Raw genomic sequence first — 17,224 nt, 5'->3', positions numbered from 1 at the left:
CCCCACCCCAACTATTTACAAAGAGCCATTACTTTTGTTAATGGTGATATTAGACTCCGATATGGTGAATACAACGTCAATAATTTCACATCAGGAAATCTATGTGCCCATTTTTCTTCAAAGGCGTGCATCTCTTCTTTATCAAATGCTACATATATTGCGATTAAATGTTCTGGGTGGAGTAACATTGCATAGCTTATTGAATGTTCAACTACCTTACTGATTCCACCTACTGGCACTAAAACTACATTCCCCTCAATTTTAGGAAGCACTTTATTCAATTGGTCAACTCGAAGTTGTTCACCTACTAAGGTATAGTGATTTTTAATTCGATGAAAAACGAAAATAAGTGTTGGTAAAAAGATTAGAACTGGCCAAACATGATCAAATTTAGTGATAAAGAAAATCATAGCTACAACAAAAGAGATAAAGGCTCCGACTGTATTAATGATAAATCTTCCAATCCAGCCCTTTGGTTTTTCCTTCCACCACTTCACCATCATTCCTGTTTGCGCTAATGTAAACGGAATAAAAACCCCTACAGCATACAATGGAATGAGCTGTTCTGTTGATCCTTGTGTCATTAATATAAGGATGACAGCAAAGACACCTAAGAAAATGATTCCATTTGAATAACCTAAACGGTCGCCACGAACTTGAAACATTCTAGGAATATACTTATCTTTTGATAGGTTAACGGCAAGTAATGGAAAAGCAGAGTATCCAGTATTTGCTGCGAGTACTAAGATGAGCGCTGTCATTCCTTGAATAACAAAATAGAAAACTGTACGACCAAAACTTTCTTTTGCTATTTGGGATACTACAGTTTCAGTCGAACTTGGACTAATCCCCATATAATAGGCAAGAAAGACAATTCCAGAAAATAGTATCGCTAATAATCCACCCATTGCCATTAAAGTTTTAGATGCATTTTGCGGTGCAGGTTCTTTAAAATTTGGAATAGCATTTGATATTGCTTCTACCCCAGTCAAAGCAGAACTTCCTGAAGCAAAAGCTTTTAACAAGATAAACAAACTAATACCAGCCACAGGAGTTCCAATCGATGCATGAAGATCTGGAGATACCTGACCTGTAGCAATTTTATATATTCCAACAACGATTAATATAAGCAATGATGCAACGAACAAGTAGACAGGATAAGCTAAAACAGATGCAGATTCAGTAATTCCTCGTAAATTAATAATGGTTAAGATGAGTACAAATAGAACTGACATCTCTACACTATATGCATGTAGCTCTGGAAATGCTGATGTAATCGCATCTGTACCTGCTGAAACACTAACAGCTACTGTTAAAATATAGTCCACTAAAAGTGAAGCACCGGCTATAAGGCCCGCATTTACTCCTAAATTTTCCTTTGATACGACATAAGCTCCACCACCATGTGGATATGCAAAAATCACTTGTCTATACGATAGTATAAGAGCAACTAACAGTATGATGACCAAAAATGCTATTGGAATAGAGTACCAAAAAGCTGCAGCACCTAAAGTCATTAAGACAATCAATATTTGCTCAGGACCATAGGCAACTGAAGACAACGCATCAGAGGACAAAATGGCAAGCGCTTTTGTTTTGTTTAACTTTTGTTCTCCTAGTTCGGTTGACTTTAAAGGTCTACCTATTAACATTCGTTTCAATGATAATTTCAACTAAAACACCTTCTTCACTAGAATGTGTTTCGTATTTCTAGCTGAAAGAAAAAGAAAAAAGCCTACAAGTCATAACAAAACAGACTTGTAGACATAGATGTTTGTCTAGCAAGCTCCATTTTTCTTCTCCTATAACGCTTACGAGGTTAGCTGTCGGATTCGGGCCTCGAAGTAGCCCTACCTATATAAAGGATTCACCCCAAGGATGTATATCATACACCCCAAAATTGGTTCCCCCGCGTATTTACTTCAGCGATTTAGAAATATGAAACTTTTTAAATTGTGAAGTTATACTACTCTCATTTTTTGAAAAAGTAAATACTGTAAGACAAAAATTTACTAGGCATTTAAGATTATTTTTCAAGAAGTATCTATTTACTGTCTTATTTCATGAGTTCTAAAACATCAACTGACAAAGCCACTCAAAATTCTCCTCGACATATGTCAGAAATATTTCTTTATGTTATTTATCAAAAAGGTGCATCAATTTTTGATGATGCACTTTTGATTTACTGAGTGGATGTAGTTTGTCTTTGTAATATTTTATGCAATTCTGCTAAATGTTCAATTTCATACATTGGTTGATCTTGTGTAAGATTCACCTTATGTTTTGGGTTAAACCAACATGTATCAATACCAGCATTTAAACCTCCCTTTATATCTGAAGAAAGTGAATCACCAATAATTAAAGTCGAAGATTGATCAATTGATGTAATATGTGAAAATACATAATCAAAGTATTCCTTCATTGGTTTTTGATAACCTGTGTCTTCTGAAACAAATATATCTCTGAAAAACGAATAAAGACCTGATTCATGTAAACGTTTATATTGAGTTTTTGAGACACCGTTTGTCACAATATACAAATCAAATTCGGAAGCAAGACTCTGGATTAACTCAGATGCTCCCTCTATCAAATCGTGATTTTCTGCTAAAAATTGTTGATAGCGAGAACCTAATCTTTTACCATCAGCCCTCTTACCATAAGCGTTAAACAGGCGTTCAAAGCGCGTGTCTACAATCTCTTCTCGAGAAACTTCTCCCCGTTCAAATGCTGCCCACAAACCTCCATTAATTTCTTTATATCGGTTCTCTACTTCGTCTGTTAAACTTAAACCATTTTCGGCAAAGAGACGATGTAAAGCCTCATCTTCAGCTGAAGAAAAATCTAGTAAAGTATCATCTATATCAAATAATAATGTTTTGTACTTGCTCATAGTCATTCCCCCAATACTAATAGTTATAACAGAAATAAAAGGGAAATAACATTGAATCGTTATTGTATTGGAGTAGACTGTAATCTTTTTAATTTACCTTTCATATTCTTTTTACTGATTTTAATTCTTGTCCTATAAACTCAAGCCGATAAACATCGGGCATTGCAAGCTGTTGCCAAAAGGAAAAGTCAAAACGACGATCAAAATATTGCATAATGAGTACCATCAAATTACCATGGGTACCTACTACGATCCTTTTCCCTTCATATTGTTTTAATACTTCTAATGTTGCATGTACTCCCCGTCTCTGAGCATCGATGTTGGATTCTCCTCCTGGCCATACAAAGGCTGGATTACTCCATACTTTTGAAATCGCTTGATGAAAGTCATCTACAGGTTCAGAAGACAGTAGTCGTTCACGAAATGCTTGATTGATCATAACTTCTTTTCCATTTGCCCTTGCGATACCTTCAACTGTTTGAATTGCTCGTTTATATGGACTAGCTATAACTAAATCGATTTCCTTTTTTGTTAACATCTTAGTTAATCTATCCGCATCACATAATCCCTGTTTTGAAAGTGGCCTTTTCAATTCATCAGGTGTGTAGATTGAATGTGCATGTCGAACAAAATAAATAGTAGTCATTTAGTTCCTTTCCCCTTGTTATAGAAATAAAACCATATGATATTCGTCCCAATAAGTTCCATCAACTGTTTTCAGTGCTCTTTTTTCTGTACCATATATTTCAAAATCTAATGCTTGATATAGAGCAATTGCGGAAATATTTGTTGTGACAACAGATAGATAGATTTGTTCAATTCCATCAATTTTCTTTGCTTGCTCTATAGCAGCTTGCATTAATTCTTTTCCAATACCCCTTTTACGCACCTTTTCTGTAACATACATCGCTACAATTGATGAACGGTGATGTAGTTTTGGACCTTGTTCTCTTAGTAAGGTAACAATACCAACTAATTCGTTCTGAACAAAATAGCCATAAGTCCAAAACTCATTTCTTTTCAACCTTTTTTGATAGTATTCTAATGGATTTTTTTGTTCATCTTCAAAAATTGCCGCAAAAGCTTCAGGATTCTTTTGCAATGCTTCTAACCTTAAGTCACGATAGGCTTGAGCATCTTTTTCTGTTAATAATCTAACAGTCAATGTAATCCCCCCTTGTTATTTGGCTATCTGCTTTAACCGTTCCTTGATGGAAAACCATTTTCCATACCCCATCAAAAATCTTCCAAATGGAACTACGTAGAGAATAATTGTGACGGGTTCTATTTTCCAGAAGGTATGTTACTAATACAATATCCTCTGATAGTGGATGTATGCTGAAGTTTGCAATGGAAGCATCAATTATACCTGCTCCATTTTCTCCAAGATAGCTTTGCATATGCCAAATATGCCCTGAGCTTCCGAACTCAAAAAAATCCTCTGCTAGATATTTTTTTAACTTAAGTGGATCTAAACGCACTTCATCTGTTAGTAGATTTTCTTCTAGTAGTTGAAGATGTTCTTTTAAATCAGGAATTGTCATATCGGTCACAATCCTTTTGAATTTTTAGAAAATTATAACATAGTGAAATATGTTTGAATATAAATATATTCTTTTTAGACATGGATGGTAGACTTCTTATGGATTAGAATATTTTGATCGATATTTGTTTCTTTTTTGAATGGGTATTTCCTTTTCACCATTAAATAAAAAATGAGGCCCCCAGGAAGGTAGCCTCATCTTCAAAGGTAATATTCTATTTCACCGATGTAGCAATCTTTAAAGCATCAATCGGGTCTTGTACTTTTTCTACTGAAAACACAATGTTGTTATTTTGCCATTTCACATTATTTTCAGTTGATTTTATGGCATCTAAATGAATCGAACCATTTGGCTTTGGAACCGGCAAAGTATTTGTTTCTAAAAATTCTACTGCTTTCTTCGCTAGTTCGAGCCCTTGTTCTGGCTTTGTCGCTCTTGTATGTGTTGCAAGTGCCCAGCGGCCTTCATTCCAACTAGTCCATAGCGCTCCAGCCCCTGCATCTTGATATCCAATAATTTGATGGCCAAGATTCACCTTTTGGCCACCTACCTTGCTAAAGTCTTCATAGGAAATTTCTGTATTTGCTTTATTTAAGTCAATGTATTTTATGACTTTATATTTTGCTATTATTGATTTTTTAGGAGCTTTTCTTAAGGATGGATCATTTATTTTAACGTTTTTATCACTTTCATAGAACACAATTGAATAGTTATTCTTTCCAGCTTTTGTTGTTGCGCTTAAATATTTTCCGTCCTTCAAAGGTAGTATGGTTGGAAGTTCGACTGGTAATCCTGACGTTTTTACTTCTTTTTTTATTGTTTCGATCATTTTTGTTTGATCTTCTTTGTTTGTAACAGATGAATTATTTGTACTTGAAGTTGTTGTATCATCTGTTGTTTTTTTAATTTCAGAAGTCTGTTGTTGTTCATTTTCATCATCTGTGTTGGTCTTTTCTTCAGTAGTTTGCGAATTGGTATCAACTTGTACAGTTGACTCACTATTCGTATCACTATTGCTTGTACCTTTTTCAGCATTCGCTGAGCAAGCACTTAACAAACACGTTGCTATTATGCAGCTAACCAGCTGTTTTGAATATTTCATAGTTTGCACCTCTTTAACAATCTTTTTTATGACAGGTCCTTATTTTATTATATATAACCGTAAATTATGTAAATGGCAGGAAAATTAAAATTAAATGACAAGCACGTAACAAATATATAAAACAAAAACTTCCATATAAAGAAAAAAGGGCTACCTTATTGTGGTAACCCCTCCTATCTATTCTTTAACTAATTATTGTTGTTGCATTTCTTTCGTTGGTCCCATGACACCTGGTACAGGTAATCCAGCTTGTCGAAGTAATACAGTCATTTGTCCACGATGATGTGTTTGATGTTCGATCAGTTTGTTTAAAAGTTTCCCGCGTAATATAGGACCCCCAAAACCACTTACTTCTTCTAAAAGGTCAGCATCTGTTAGTTTTGCTACTTCTTTTTTGAAGGCTTCTGAAAGTTGTTCATAAGCGTCCACGATTTCAGCAATATCTGTTGGAATTTCTTGACTGCGGCCTGGTCCAGGTACTTGAAGTTCTGCTAAATGCCCAAATGCAGCCCCTACACCTACTAAATGCCATGCTAACCAACCAAGTGTATTATGTCCTTCAACAATCGCTTGATTCATTTTGTCATTTGTAATAGCTTTAATGACTTTTAATGTGCCATCTGAAGAAGCTGTCCAATCTTCTAAAAAATCTTCTATTTTTCGATACATTTAGGTGATACCTCCATATTATGATTATCATTTTAATCATATCGAAGCGCATAAATGCATGCAATTATAAAGCGTTTTATCATATTTACTAACCCCTGTTATTTTTCCAGATGATTGTAACTATTATTTAACACTCTAATATATTTGTCTTGCTATGTAAAAAGTGTTTAGTTCAAAATAAAAACTTCTAAATATAAATAGGCCATCTTCAATTAGATAGCCCTTTATTAAAGCTTTTCTTTTCTAGTAACTCTTCTATCAAAATTAGTCTTCATCGCTTTCACTAGTTGATACCAAAAATATAACTACGCTTAATACAAAAAATATAAAGGGCTTCATAGCAACTTCAATACCTTGTCCTACCTTTAAATGTGTAGTAATCGCACCGACCATTACAACAGCCAATGCTCCACTTGAAATAGGAACAAAACCTTTTTTCATAAAACCAATTAATAACCCTATACCAGATGTTACTTCAATTGCTCCTATACAATACATAATAGTCTTTCCATAGCCATACACCTCAGTGAAATTCTCTACATGCATAGGATGAGCGGTTAGTTTTAAATAACCAAAATACATAAAAGCAATTGAAAGTAAGAACTGAATCAACGCAACAAGAGATTTCTTTAAAATAGCAACTCCTCCTCTATCACAAATTTTCTATACTACTATTTATAGTATCGATGGATAGAGTTTAGAAGTAGAACTTCTTAAAAACATAGATTTGAAAAAATAAAAGCACACTAACTGATTAAGTTAGAATGCTATTACTATTCAGTATAGATTAAGCCGCTTTTGTTCGAGGCTTATTAATCTTTTTAAATCTAGGACTCTTCCATAATTCTGCCCATTTTTTAATAGCAAGAATTACGACGATCAGGCCAAGAGCTAACATAATAACCGATAAAATACCATTTAACGGTTTATACCCAGTAGCTGCACTATTCCAGTAGACATTTTTGATCATCCAGAATCCTGCATAGTTTACTGTTACATATAAGTAAGCTAAAGGAACTAAACAAGTTAGTGCATACCAACGTTTATCGGCAATTTTTAAGACAACGGTTGTTCCGATTACAAGACCAATAGATGCCATTAGTTGGTTTGATACACCGAATAGGACCCAAATCGAACTAATATCGCCTGAATACAATAAATACCCCCATATGAAACAAGCTAGAGCACTAGCAAAAATTGAGCCTGGTAACCAATCTACACGTTTTAAAGGCTTATACACATCGCCAAAGAAATCTTGGATTAAATAACGAGCTACACGAGTACCTGCATCAATTGCAGTTAAGATAAATACTGCTTCGAACATTATGACAAATTGATAGAAATAAGCTGCTAAATCATAGAACCAAGGAATCTTAGCAAAAATATAGCTCATCCCGACAGCTAACGTAACTGCACCACCTGTTCTACCTTCTAAATCCATACCAATTTCTTGTGACAGTTCAGGTAAATGCACTGTTTGCATACCTAATGTTTTAAACACTTCTGGTGTTGAGTTAATCGCAAAATAATCACCAGGCATTAAAGCAGTTGCTGCGATTAACGCCATAATGCCTACCAAACATTCTACAAGCATAGCGCCAAAACCGACGGCTCTAATATCTTCCCATTTATTAATCATTTTAGGTGTTGTACCTGATCCAACAAATGCATGGAAACCAGAAATTGCCCCACACGCAATTGTAATGGAAACAAATGGCCACACTGGGCCTGCGATAACAGGTCCTCCACCATGGATAAAGTCCGTAACAGCTGGGAATTGAATCATCGGATTTACAAAGAATACACCGATGATTAATGCAATAAATACACCAATTTTCATGAAACTACTTAAATAATCACGAGGCGCTAATAGCAACCATACTGGAAGTGCTGCAGCAAAAAACGCATAAACAGGTAAAATAATTGCGAGCGTTTTCATATCAAAGTTTAAGAATTCGCCTAGGGCTGTATCCTTAATATAAGGTCCCATAAATACACCAATCATTAATAAAATAAAGCCTATTGTTGAAGTAGCCACTAAATTTCCTGTCTTCTTATAGGCAATACCAACAAGCATAGCAATTGGAATCGTAATCCCTACAGCAAATGTTCCCCAAGGATTATGGACAAGTGCATTTAATACAACCATTGATAAACCTGCCATTGTAATTGTGATAATAAATAGCATGGCTAAACCTGTACAAAAACCTGCTACAGGACCAAGTTCCTCTTTAGCCACTTCCGATAAAGATTTCCCCTTTTTCTTCATCGAAGCAAACAATACTACTGCATCATGGACAGCTCCACCTATTACTGCCCCTATTAATAACCAAAGCAATCCTGGCAGATAACCAAACTGTGCAGCTAAAATAGGGCCTACTAGCGGACCTGCGGCAGCAATTGCAGCAAAATGATGTCCAAATGTTACCCATTTGTTTGTTGGAACATAGTCTTTACCATCTTCCAATTCATGCGCAGGTGTTGGTTCTGATTCGTTGATTTTTAAAACCTTATTCGTAAAAAAGTATCCATAAAGACGATAAGTAATTACTAAAATACAAATTGAACCAATAACAACTGAAACCGCATTCATTTCCCTCATCCCCCTTAAACTAAAAACATTAATTTATATAGCATTCTAATTATTTGAAAATATAGAATACTTAGAATGAAACTATTATATAACAGTTATATATGATAAATAAAGGATTATTTAAATACTCTATCAAAATTACATTTCTAAAATTAAATATCCTAAAAAGGAATTTATATTCCATATGACACAAAATTCTTTGAAAAAACTAATTTATTTTAATCTCCTCTTCAAAGTAGTATAAAGGTATTAATTTATCTTAATTATAATCATATTTTCCTATACAATAATTATTTTTACCCATAAAAATAATAGGAGTTTTGACCGATAAACAAGATATGGTTTAAATAAAGATTTTAAGAAAGGAGCTATTATACTTGAATTGGAAAAAGAATATTTATGTAATTTGTTTGTTACTTATCATTGTCCCTAATGGGTTATTACTTGCTAATGCTCTAACTTATGGATTTCATTTGTTGATCTTACTTTCAATGGTTTCTTCGATTGCAATCTCCTTGCTTCTTTTCTTTAGAATAAGAGATATTGTAACAACAGAAAAAGAAACTATTATTGAATCCATTGATACACCATCAGAGTTATCGGCAGCAATTGAAACAATAACTACAGATTCTTCTTCAAAGGAAAAGGTAGCCACAGATGAATTTAGAGATAAATTCAAAAAACTAAGTACATTAACAGAAAAGATTATGGATGGTGCAAACATTCAATCACAAAATGTAGAAAAAAGCACCGAATTAATGATTAGTATTTCAGATGGTATAGAACAAATTGCAACAAGTACAGAAGCAGTTGCAAGCACTTCGCAATCAACAAATGAGGCTACCACAAAAGGATTTGAATCACTTGATATCGTTCTAAACCAAATGAATGCCATTAATGAATCTGTTGAAAACGTATCAAATGTTCTTACGGATTTATCAAAATTCTCTAATGATATTGGAAAAATTGTTAATACGATAACAGATATCTCTAGTCAAACTAATCTATTAGCATTAAATGCAGCCATTGAAGCAGCTCGAGCAGGTGAGCACGGACATGGATTTGCCATTGTAGCAGATGAAGTTCGCAAATTGTCAGAAGAAGTGAAATATTCTTCCAATCAGATAATAGATATCGTTTCATCTATTCAGATGAATGTTGGAAAATCTGTGGACTTGATCGAAGAAGGTAGAGAAAAAGTAAAATATGGCGTGCAAGGTGCAAATGATATTAAGCATACCTTTAGCACTATTCAAAGTGAAATTGTGGAAGTATCAAATCAAATCACCGACGTTTCAGCAGCAATCCAACAACTAGCTGCAGGGTCTGAAGAAATTACTAAAACTGTAGATTTCACAAAAAAGGTTCAGCTGAGCGGTGGAAATATGATAGAAGAACTCCATTCGACTATTCAAGAATATTTAACTAAAAAAGATAATATCGATTAGTTTGTTTCGCTTTTCAAATTAGATTGTTATTTAGGGGGATTTCACTATGAATAATAAGTTCTTTATAGAGAAAGCATTAAAGTCTAAATTTTATCAAAAAAAATTAGATAGTATAGATTTAGAAAACTGGAATAGCATTCCCTTTACCACTAAGAATGATTTAAGAAATGTAAGTCCACAAGACGTCCTTGGTGTTAACCAACGAGACATCTCTACATATCACGAAACGAGTGGAACTACTGGAACACCAACACCAAGTTGGTTCAGTCATAATGATGTAAAACAAGAGGCAGATGTATTAATACGTTCGGATCTCAAGTTAACCGAAAATGATCTTATTTTAAACCGATTTCCGTTCGCAGTAGCATTACCAGCTTTTATCTTGTACTGGGCAGCAAATAAAGTCAAAGCAGGACATATTGGGGTCGACCAATGGAGTAAAGCAACTCCCCTTAAAAGAGTAATCGAAATAATAAATAGAACTTCGCCCTCTATTTTAGCATTGGGCCCAACTGAAGCAGTAAAACTTTATCAAACCGGAAAACAAATGGGGCAACAATATCCTATTCAAGGTTTAAGAGCACTTGTTTTAGGTGGAGAAGTAGTTTCTCCTGCCAGAAAAAAATACATTGAAAAATTATGGGGTATTCCAGTCTATTTATTGTTCGGTAGTACAGAAACAGGGGGATTATTTGTAACTTGCCAAAATGGACATTATCACATTAACCATCCTCAAGTAAAAGTTGAAGTTGTAGATGATAATGGAGATCTAGTACAACCAAACACAATTGGTAATTGCGTACTATCTTCTGGTAGAGAAGGTATGCCTCTTCTTCGATATTATAATAATGATCTAGTAGAAATTCGTAAAGCAAACAACTGTAGTTGTGGCGATAAAAACGATATTCTTGTTCATTATGGTCGTAAGGATGACGCAATAACAATTAATACAAAAGAGATAAAATTGTACGACATTCAAGAAGCAGTATACTCTCTTAGTCAAGTTCCATTTATGTGGAAAATGAGGATTGAAAATGGTTCAATTGTTTTTATTTCACAATATTTAATAGAAATCGATAGTAAATCAATACAAAAAGAACTATCTACTTTACTTGGAGTTAATGTTTCTATCGAATTACAAGATATTATACCAATTGAAACATTAACTGAGAAACCGGCATTTGGTAAATACTCCTACATTGAATATTGATCATAAACTTTGTGTTACTCACTGATTATTCTAATAAAGGTAACTTATCTTCCAATTTCAGACGATAAGTTACCTTTTTTTATTAAAATTATTTAGAGAATGATTTAAATGATTCTATAGTTTCATTTATGTTTTTACTATTGCAAATTGCCGATATAACAGCAACACCATCGGCTCCAGCTTGTATAACTTGTGATGCATTTTGTTCAGTTATACCACCAATTGCAACAATCGGAAACTCTGGATACAGGGTTCTTGCATGATGTAGAAAACTTACACCTGAAGGTTTTTTGGCATCTGATTTTGACTTTGTTTCAAATATTGGACCAATCCCTACATAATCCGCACCACCATTTACAGCATTGTTCATTTCTTGTTCTGTATGAACGGATACACCAACAATCTTACCCTTGAATTTTGTTCGAATTACTTCTAGTGCAGTATCATCCTGTCCTACATGAACACCATCTGCGTCAATCTTCAATGCTAGTTCCACGTCATCATTGATGATAAAAGGTACATTGTATTCTTTACAAAGAGTTTGACAAGCTATTGCAAAATCTTCTAGCTCAATACCTTTTAATGCATTCTTCCCTTTCTCTCTCAATTGAAAAAAAGTTATTCCTGCCTTTAATGATTCCTCTAGAACTCTAAGTGGAGCACGGTTACAGTTTGTTGTTCCCATGATAAAATAGGTAGCTAAATCAGTTCGATTCAACGATTTTCACCTCACAAACCCCTTGTGCAATTTTATAAGAAAAATGATTGGTAGGACCATGACCATGACCAATATTTAAAGGGTTCTGAATTGCTAATTGTACAAATTTCTTTGCCTCGATAATAACTTCACGTAAATTTAACCCTTGTCCTAAGAATGCCGCTATTGCAGATGAAAAAGTGCACCCTGTTCCATGTGTTTGTCTAGTTTCAATTCGCTTTGTTTGCATAGAAAATGTTGTACCATCACGAAAGTACACTCTATCGATTGCAGCTTCTCCCTCTAAATGTCCACCCTTCATCACAACACATGAAACGCCCATATCCAATATAATATCGGCTGCCTTTTTAATATCTGTGGGTGTTCCAATTGTAATTCCACTGATTACTTCTGCTTCAGGAATATTGGGCGTTAAAACAGTAGCAAGTGGAAGTAATTTGTTTTTCAATGCTTCAACGGCATCTAATTGAAGAAGAGATGCTCCTCCTTTGGCAATCATTACTGGGTCAACCACGAGATGAATATCTTTATCTTTTAAACTTTCAGCAACAACTTCTATAATTTCAGCAGAAAACAACATACCTGTTTTAACTGTCTTTACTGGTAGATCCTTCATCACACTATCAATTTGTTGTTTAACAAAAACAGATGATGTAGGGAAAATACCTTCTACCCCCAATGTATTTTGAGCAGTTAAAGCAGTAATAGCAGATGTGCCGAAAACACCTAGTTCTTGAAAGGTTTTTAAGTCAGCTTGAATACCAGCACCACCACTACTATCAGAACCTGCTATGGTCATTACAATATCCATCATTGATCACCTCTAGATATATCGTGTAATCCATTAATCACTTCTATTTGAAAAGATCCTAGTAAATTCGCAGATGCAGCACGTTCTGCAACTACCTTATAATCTTTTAACACATCATGAAGAATTGTCATCTTATCTCCCTCTACTGCTAAAGCAGCCGCACAAATGGAACTAAGTAAGCATCCTGTTCCTGTCACTTGTGTCATCAATAGATGACCACCTGTAACACTTCTCACTTCTTCACCATCTGTTAATATATCTGAAGGTCCTGTTATAATAACTAAACAGTGATATCGACTCGCTACTTGTTTTGCCACTTGTTCAATATCAATTTCCCCTTCACCACTGTCTACACCTTTCGCATGCCACTCTACACCTGCAATTGTTGCTAATTCCCCAGCATTACAGCGGATTAAATCGACTTGCACTGCTACCAATAAATCTTGAACGGTTTGTTTTCGATATGCCGTGGCACCAACACCAACAGGATCAAGTACAACAGGTATCTGTCTACTATTTGCCTTACGCCCTGCAAGTATCATTGCTTTCCTAGTACGATTGTTAATCGTTCCAATATTAAGCAATAACGCAGATGCATTGGATACCATTTCTTCTACCTCTGACGATTCATCTGCCATAACCGGTGAAGCACCAATTGCTAGCAACCCATTAGCAGTAAAATTTGCTACTACATAATTCGTCATGCAGTGAATAAGAGGATTAGTCATTCGAATTTTAGATAAACTCATAGCTAGTCACTTCACCTTTCCAATCTTCAAATGTCCAAGGCATCTCCCAGAACTTCCATTCATAATAACAGCTTTTTTTAAAATGCGATTTTAATCGTGCTACTTTTTCAGGTTGCTCTTCTGCAAAGCGATTCATCATCGACTTTTGCAATTCAATTTTTTCTTTATAATCTGGGGAACTGTACATAGCAATCCATTCTTCATACAATTTGACACCGGGTTTCGCATTTTTATACTTTTCTCCGATTTCTTGATACAGCCAAGGACACGGCAACATTGCTGCGAATGCTTCTGCAACATCACCATTATGGGCTGCATTATACATATGACTTACATAATTATATGCAGCTGGAGCAGGTTCAAATTCTTCTAATTCTTTTTCTGTACACCCGAGCTCTTGAAAAACTGTTCGATGTAATTCAAGCTCAGCTGCATTGATAAAACTGGCTGTTTCTAGGAAATAGTTAATATCTTCATTCGCCGTTGCTTTTGATGCGGCAATAGCCAGTACTTTTGTGTAATTTTTTAAATAATAAGCATCCTGCATCATATAAAATTTGAATTTTCCAATTGGCAGCGTCCCATTAACCAATCCTTTTACAAACGGATGCTCAAAACTTCCTTCCCAATACAAATTTGTTTCTTTTCTCACTTCTTCACAAAATGTCATTCTAAGTCCTCCTTAGTAGTTGGACGTAGACGCAAAAAAGTCTCCATGAATGGACATAGAGACTTAAAGTGTTACGTTGCTCCCTACGTCAGTATTAACTGTCAGGTTCCAAGGGTCAGGTTTTACCTTCTCAACACAAAAGTGTCCCCCCGCACATAAATATTTGTTTTGGGTACAAAAAAACTCTCCAAATTATGGAGAGCTACTGTACAAAATTTCTTTGAATGTACTTTGCTCCCTACGTCAGTGTTAACTGCCAGGTTCCAAGGGTCAGGTTTTACCTTCTCAACACAAAAGTGTCCCCCTGCAAATATTTAAGTTACTTTTATCGTAGCATTTATGAATTAGCTACTCAAGGATAAATTTACCTACTCTTACTATTCCATTTTGGAATCAATACTTCCTTTATCAATCATATCTCTACTTTCAAATTCTCTGTTAAGCTCATTAAAAGGAGATGATCAAATGAGTGAATGGAATGCAGTTTTATATGATCAAAAGCACAATTTTATTTCAAAATTTGGCGGAGGTTTAGTCGAATTGTTAGCACCACAGAGAGGTGAAAATATCTTAGATTTAGGCTGTGGTACAGGAGATTTAGCTAACAAAATTGCAAATCAAGGAGCCTTAGTACATGGCATCGATGCATCAGAAACAATGATTCATCAAGCACAAACAAAATATCCACAATTACAATTTTCTGTAAATGATGCTACTCAAATTAACGTACATCATCAATTTGATGCGGTATTCTCTAATGCCGCATTACATTGGATCAAACAACCTGAAATCGTTGTACAAAATGTTTATGATGCTTTAAAGTCAAATGGCCGTTTTGTTGCTGAAATGGGTGGGAAAGGAAATATCTCTTCAATTGTAAATGCGATTAAACAAAGTATGAATGAATTGGGTTATGCGTATATTGAAGATTACTTTCCTTGGTACTTTCCTACAGCTGAGGAATATAGTAAATTATTAGAACGGGAAGGCTTCCAAGTGAAGATGATGACATTATACGAACGCCCAACCCAGCTTATTGGAGATGAAGGGATCAGAAATTGGTTGCAAATGTTTAGTAATAATATTTTTCAACATTTATCTAATACTCAAAAACAGAATGTTATTCAATTATGCGAAGAAATTTTAAAGCCTCAGTTATATAAAGAACATACTTGGATTGCTGATTATTGGAGGCTCCGTTTTGTTGCAGTTAAATAGACAAAGGAAAGGCATTTCAATTAATGTGGAATGCCTTTTATATTGAACTTCAACAGTTTATAGAATCTGTTAATGCACTATAAATAGCTTTGCTACTTTCTAAAAAAGCTTGAATATCACTAGATATGTATTTAGAAATAAAATAAGTTTGCGAAGTAATCTGCTGAAATAAGTTTAAGGATTGAATCCTTAGTATGCCTTCTTCTCCTTCTTTTTGCACAACACTTTGTGGTAAAAATGCAATTCCCAGTCCCTGCTTAACAAAATTTTTTATAACTTCAGTTTGATTAACTTGCATACTTTTATGTGAAGGAAATTTGCCTGTAAGCACATGCTGAATGTCTTCCCAGTATGGTGCATATTCATGGGTTAAAATGGTCTCATTTTTCAATAATTCAGTTGCCTCTACTTCACTTTTAGAGGGTGAGCTCACTAATTGAATAGCTTCATCTGCAATCATTTCAATTTGCAATTCTCGTATAGGTATTATTTTAGATAGACCGACATCTACTACACCACGGTAAACAGCTTCTCCTATCTGATTAGAATTTAATAATTCAAGCGAAATCTGAATATGTGGTTTATTGGCATTAAAATGCTCGATAATCTTTGGTAATGTTGAGTTAGCAATCTGCGGGGCTGCACCAACTGTTAGATGAGACGTATAACCATCTAAAAAAGCTTGTGTACTCCTTAGCGTTTCATCAAGCATGTCAACTAATTTTTGTGCTTTGATGTAGAAATGGGCACCAGCCATATTTAAACGTACTATTTTACCTTTTCGTTCAAATAACGGTGTATTTAGTTCTTTCTCCAAATGATGAATGTGTTTTGTCACAGTAGATTGTGTTAAAAAACGTTTTTCAGCAGTTTCCCCGAAATTTTCTGTTTTGGCTGCCACTAAAAATGTTCTTAACCATTCTGTATTCATGCGCAACCTCCCATCAACTGTATTTAAACAAGTGTTTTTTGAAGCTTAATTTCATCTCTAATTGGAATACCATCATATCCTATCAACGGTATCTCCGGTTTGTATGTTCTTGCTATTTCTACTGCGTTTGGCAAGACTTTCGTTAAGTGATATCCTCTTTTTTGGTAAAACTTTAGTGCATTTAAGTTATCGTTTGTTGTTATTAATATAACTTGTTTGCAACCCTTTTTTAGAGCTACTTTTTCTACTTCTTGGACAAGTTTTGTACCAATTCCACGACTTTCTTCGATGCTATCTAATGAAATAATTTCGCATTCTTCATCTCGAATAATATATGTGATGAGTCCAATGATTTCTTGTTGATCATTAATCGAAACAAATCCATCTAATTGGCTACAATCATATATCCCCGATGAAATAACTATTTCAGTAGTCCCCCAATGTTGCATAAAGAAATGGACTACTTTTTGCTTCGGGTATAATTGGAGCGATGTAATTTTCATTATCATTATTCCTTTTATTAGAATATTATGTCTATTCAATTGTAACAAACTCCTTATTAAAAGAGGAACTAAATATTATTTATTCTGAGAGAAATATAATCATGATTTTTAAGGGTAAAAAATGACTCCTTTAATAGGGAGGGCACTGAAAAACTTGCGTTTTTTAGT

General features: G+C 34.6%; 17 protein-coding genes, 1 pseudogene and 3 riboswitches. Of the genes and pseudogenes, 3 read left to right on the top strand and 15 right to left on the bottom strand.

Annotation, left to right across the window (positions count from 1 at the left end; translation table 11 throughout):
* Positions 1 to 32: 32 nt before the first annotated feature.
* From CW357_RS16160 to cstA, 9 genes and pseudogenes are all read right to left on the bottom strand, one after another.
* Positions 33 to 1,673: pseudogene (locus tag CW357_RS16160) on the bottom strand (APC family permease); the annotation flags it as partial.
* A gap of 119 nt (positions 1,674 to 1,792) precedes the next feature.
* A riboswitch (cyclic di-AMP (ydaO/yuaA leader) is annotated at positions 1,793 to 1,938 on the bottom strand.
* 244 nt (positions 1,939 to 2,182) lie between these two features.
* Positions 2,183 to 2,890, bottom strand: a complete 708-nt coding sequence (locus CW357_RS16155) for a YjjG family noncanonical pyrimidine nucleotidase (protein ID WP_119416117.1) — start codon at positions 2,888 to 2,890, stop codon at positions 2,183 to 2,185.
* 100 nt (positions 2,891 to 2,990) lie between these two features.
* Positions 2,991 to 3,536: a histidine phosphatase family protein gene (locus tag CW357_RS16150; protein WP_124218597.1), complete on the bottom strand. Its 546-nt coding sequence runs from the start codon at positions 3,534 to 3,536 to the stop codon at positions 2,991 to 2,993.
* A gap of 18 nt (positions 3,537 to 3,554) precedes the next feature.
* The gene (locus tag CW357_RS16145; protein ID WP_119416115.1) at positions 3,555 to 4,055 is read right to left on the bottom strand and encodes a GNAT family N-acetyltransferase; all 501 of its coding nucleotides are present in this window, start codon (positions 4,053 to 4,055) and stop codon (positions 3,555 to 3,557) included.
* A complete protein-coding gene (locus CW357_RS16140) occupies positions 4,045 to 4,434 on the bottom strand; it encodes a nuclear transport factor 2 family protein (protein ID WP_119416114.1) in 390 nt (129 codons plus the stop codon). Before CW357_RS16140 ends, CW357_RS16145 begins: the two co-directional genes overlap by 11 nt.
* Before the next feature lie 214 nt (positions 4,435 to 4,648).
* Positions 4,649 to 5,536: a hypothetical protein gene (locus CW357_RS16135; RefSeq protein ID WP_124218596.1), complete on the bottom strand. Its 888-nt coding sequence runs from the start codon at positions 5,534 to 5,536 to the stop codon at positions 4,649 to 4,651.
* Between the two features lie 192 nt (positions 5,537 to 5,728).
* The gene (locus CW357_RS16130) at positions 5,729 to 6,205 is read right to left on the bottom strand and encodes a DinB family protein (protein WP_119416112.1); all 477 of its coding nucleotides are present in this window, start codon (positions 6,203 to 6,205) and stop codon (positions 5,729 to 5,731) included.
* 264 nt (positions 6,206 to 6,469) lie between these two features.
* A complete protein-coding gene (locus CW357_RS16125; protein WP_124218595.1) occupies positions 6,470 to 6,817 on the bottom strand; it encodes a DoxX family protein in 348 nt (115 codons plus the stop codon).
* A 175-nt stretch (positions 6,818 to 6,992) separates the two neighbouring features.
* Positions 6,993 to 8,798 (bottom strand): carbon starvation protein CstA, encoded by a 1,806-nt coding sequence (gene cstA, locus CW357_RS16120; protein ID WP_124218594.1) that lies wholly within the window; start codon positions 8,796 to 8,798, stop codon positions 6,993 to 6,995.
* 377 nt (positions 8,799 to 9,175) lie between these two features.
* Between cstA and CW357_RS16115 the strand changes: the two genes are divergently transcribed.
* Both CW357_RS16115 and CW357_RS16110 read left to right on the top strand, forming a co-directional pair.
* Positions 9,176 to 10,246 carry a methyl-accepting chemotaxis protein gene (locus CW357_RS16115; RefSeq protein WP_124218593.1) on the top strand — a complete coding sequence of 357 codons (1,071 nt, stop codon included), beginning with the start codon at positions 9,176 to 9,178 and terminating at the stop codon, positions 10,244 to 10,246.
* A 46-nt stretch (positions 10,247 to 10,292) separates the two neighbouring features.
* Positions 10,293 to 11,456 (top strand): phenylacetate--CoA ligase family protein, encoded by a 1,164-nt coding sequence (locus tag CW357_RS16110; protein WP_119416108.1) that lies wholly within the window; start codon positions 10,293 to 10,295, stop codon positions 11,454 to 11,456.
* Between the two features lie 88 nt (positions 11,457 to 11,544).
* On the opposite strand, the gene thiE is transcribed toward CW357_RS16110, so the two are convergent.
* Genes thiE through tenA form a run of 4 tightly spaced genes read right to left on the bottom strand, consistent with a single transcriptional unit; the run spans position 11,545 to position 14,404 of the window.
* Entirely contained in the window at positions 11,545 to 12,174 is a 630-nt protein-coding gene (gene thiE / locus CW357_RS16105) for a thiamine phosphate synthase (RefSeq protein ID WP_119416107.1), read from the bottom strand.
* Positions 12,161 to 12,985, bottom strand: coding sequence for a bifunctional hydroxymethylpyrimidine kinase/phosphomethylpyrimidine kinase (gene thiD / locus CW357_RS16100; RefSeq protein WP_124218592.1), 825 nt, complete (start codon positions 12,983 to 12,985; stop codon positions 12,161 to 12,163). Before thiD ends, thiE begins: the two co-directional genes overlap by 14 nt.
* Positions 12,985 to 13,734 carry a hydroxyethylthiazole kinase gene (gene thiM / locus CW357_RS16095; protein ID WP_119416106.1) on the bottom strand — a complete coding sequence of 250 codons (750 nt, stop codon included), beginning with the start codon at positions 13,732 to 13,734 and terminating at the stop codon, positions 12,985 to 12,987. The genes thiD and thiM overlap by 1 nt, the downstream gene beginning before the upstream one ends.
* Positions 13,721 to 14,404: a thiaminase II gene (gene tenA / locus CW357_RS16090; RefSeq protein ID WP_119416105.1), complete on the bottom strand. Its 684-nt coding sequence runs from the start codon at positions 14,402 to 14,404 to the stop codon at positions 13,721 to 13,723. The genes thiM and tenA overlap by 14 nt, the downstream gene beginning before the upstream one ends.
* A 63-nt stretch (positions 14,405 to 14,467) precedes the next feature.
* Positions 14,468 to 14,565, bottom strand: a riboswitch (TPP riboswitch).
* Between the two features lie 57 nt (positions 14,566 to 14,622).
* Positions 14,623 to 14,720: riboswitch (TPP riboswitch) on the bottom strand.
* A 149-nt stretch (positions 14,721 to 14,869) separates the two neighbouring features.
* Here tenA and CW357_RS16085 point away from each other — a divergent pair.
* Complete coding sequence (locus CW357_RS16085) at positions 14,870 to 15,622, top strand: class I SAM-dependent methyltransferase (RefSeq protein WP_124218591.1); 753 nt, start codon at positions 14,870 to 14,872, stop codon at positions 15,620 to 15,622.
* Positions 15,623 to 15,671: 49 nt separating this feature from the next.
* Here CW357_RS16085 and CW357_RS16080 read toward each other — a convergent pair whose 3' ends face one another.
* The gene (locus CW357_RS16080) at positions 15,672 to 16,553 is read right to left on the bottom strand and encodes a LysR family transcriptional regulator (RefSeq protein WP_124218590.1); all 882 of its coding nucleotides are present in this window, start codon (positions 16,551 to 16,553) and stop codon (positions 15,672 to 15,674) included.
* A 23-nt stretch (positions 16,554 to 16,576) separates the two neighbouring features.
* Positions 16,577 to 17,056 (bottom strand): GNAT family N-acetyltransferase, encoded by a 480-nt coding sequence (locus tag CW357_RS16075; RefSeq protein WP_124218589.1) that lies wholly within the window; start codon positions 17,054 to 17,056, stop codon positions 16,577 to 16,579.
* Between the last annotated feature and the right edge of the window lie 168 nt (positions 17,057 to 17,224).

Origin of the sequence: Rummeliibacillus sp. TYF005 (assembly GCF_003844195.1) — a bacterium.
Taxonomy (GTDB): Bacteria; Bacillota; Bacilli; order Bacillales_A; family Planococcaceae; genus Rummeliibacillus.
The sequence above is the reverse complement of the archived record's forward strand: the minus strand, read 5'-3'. Positions and strand labels throughout refer to the sequence as shown.

What these genes read in the sequence shown, in the direction of transcription:
- CW357_RS16150 (WP_124218597.1), bottom strand. Translation starts at nt 3,536, where the DNA reads ATGACTACTATTTATTTTGTTCGACATGCACATTCAATCTACACACCT.
- CW357_RS16110 (WP_119416108.1), top strand. Translation starts at nt 10,293, where the DNA reads ATGAATAATAAGTTCTTTATAGAGAAAGCATTAAAGTCTAAATTTTAT.
- CW357_RS16135 (WP_124218596.1), bottom strand. Translation starts at nt 5,536, where the DNA reads ATGAAATATTCAAAACAGCTGGTTAGCTGCATAATAGCAACGTGTTTG.
- CW357_RS16130 (WP_119416112.1), bottom strand. Translation starts at nt 6,205, where the DNA reads ATGTATCGAAAAATAGAAGATTTTTTAGAAGATTGGACAGCTTCTTCA.
- CW357_RS16080 (WP_124218590.1), bottom strand. Translation starts at nt 16,553, where the DNA reads ATGAATACAGAATGGTTAAGAACATTTTTAGTGGCAGCCAAAACAGAA.
- thiM (WP_119416106.1), bottom strand. Translation starts at nt 13,734, where the DNA reads ATGAGTTTATCTAAAATTCGAATGACTAATCCTCTTATTCACTGCATG.
- thiD (WP_124218592.1), bottom strand. Translation starts at nt 12,985, where the DNA reads ATGGATATTGTAATGACCATAGCAGGTTCTGATAGTAGTGGTGGTGCT.
- tenA (WP_119416105.1), bottom strand. Translation starts at nt 14,404, where the DNA reads ATGACATTTTGTGAAGAAGTGAGAAAAGAAACAAATTTGTATTGGGAA.
- CW357_RS16085 (WP_124218591.1), top strand. Translation starts at nt 14,870, where the DNA reads ATGAGTGAATGGAATGCAGTTTTATATGATCAAAAGCACAATTTTATT.
- cstA (WP_124218594.1), bottom strand. Translation starts at nt 8,798, where the DNA reads ATGAATGCGGTTTCAGTTGTTATTGGTTCAATTTGTATTTTAGTAATT.
- CW357_RS16075 (WP_124218589.1), bottom strand. Translation starts at nt 17,056, where the DNA reads ATGAAAATTACATCGCTCCAATTATACCCGAAGCAAAAAGTAGTCCAT.
- CW357_RS16155 (WP_119416117.1), bottom strand. Translation starts at nt 2,890, where the DNA reads ATGAGCAAGTACAAAACATTATTATTTGATATAGATGATACTTTACTA.
- CW357_RS16140 (WP_119416114.1), bottom strand. Translation starts at nt 4,434, where the DNA reads ATGACAATTCCTGATTTAAAAGAACATCTTCAACTACTAGAAGAAAAT.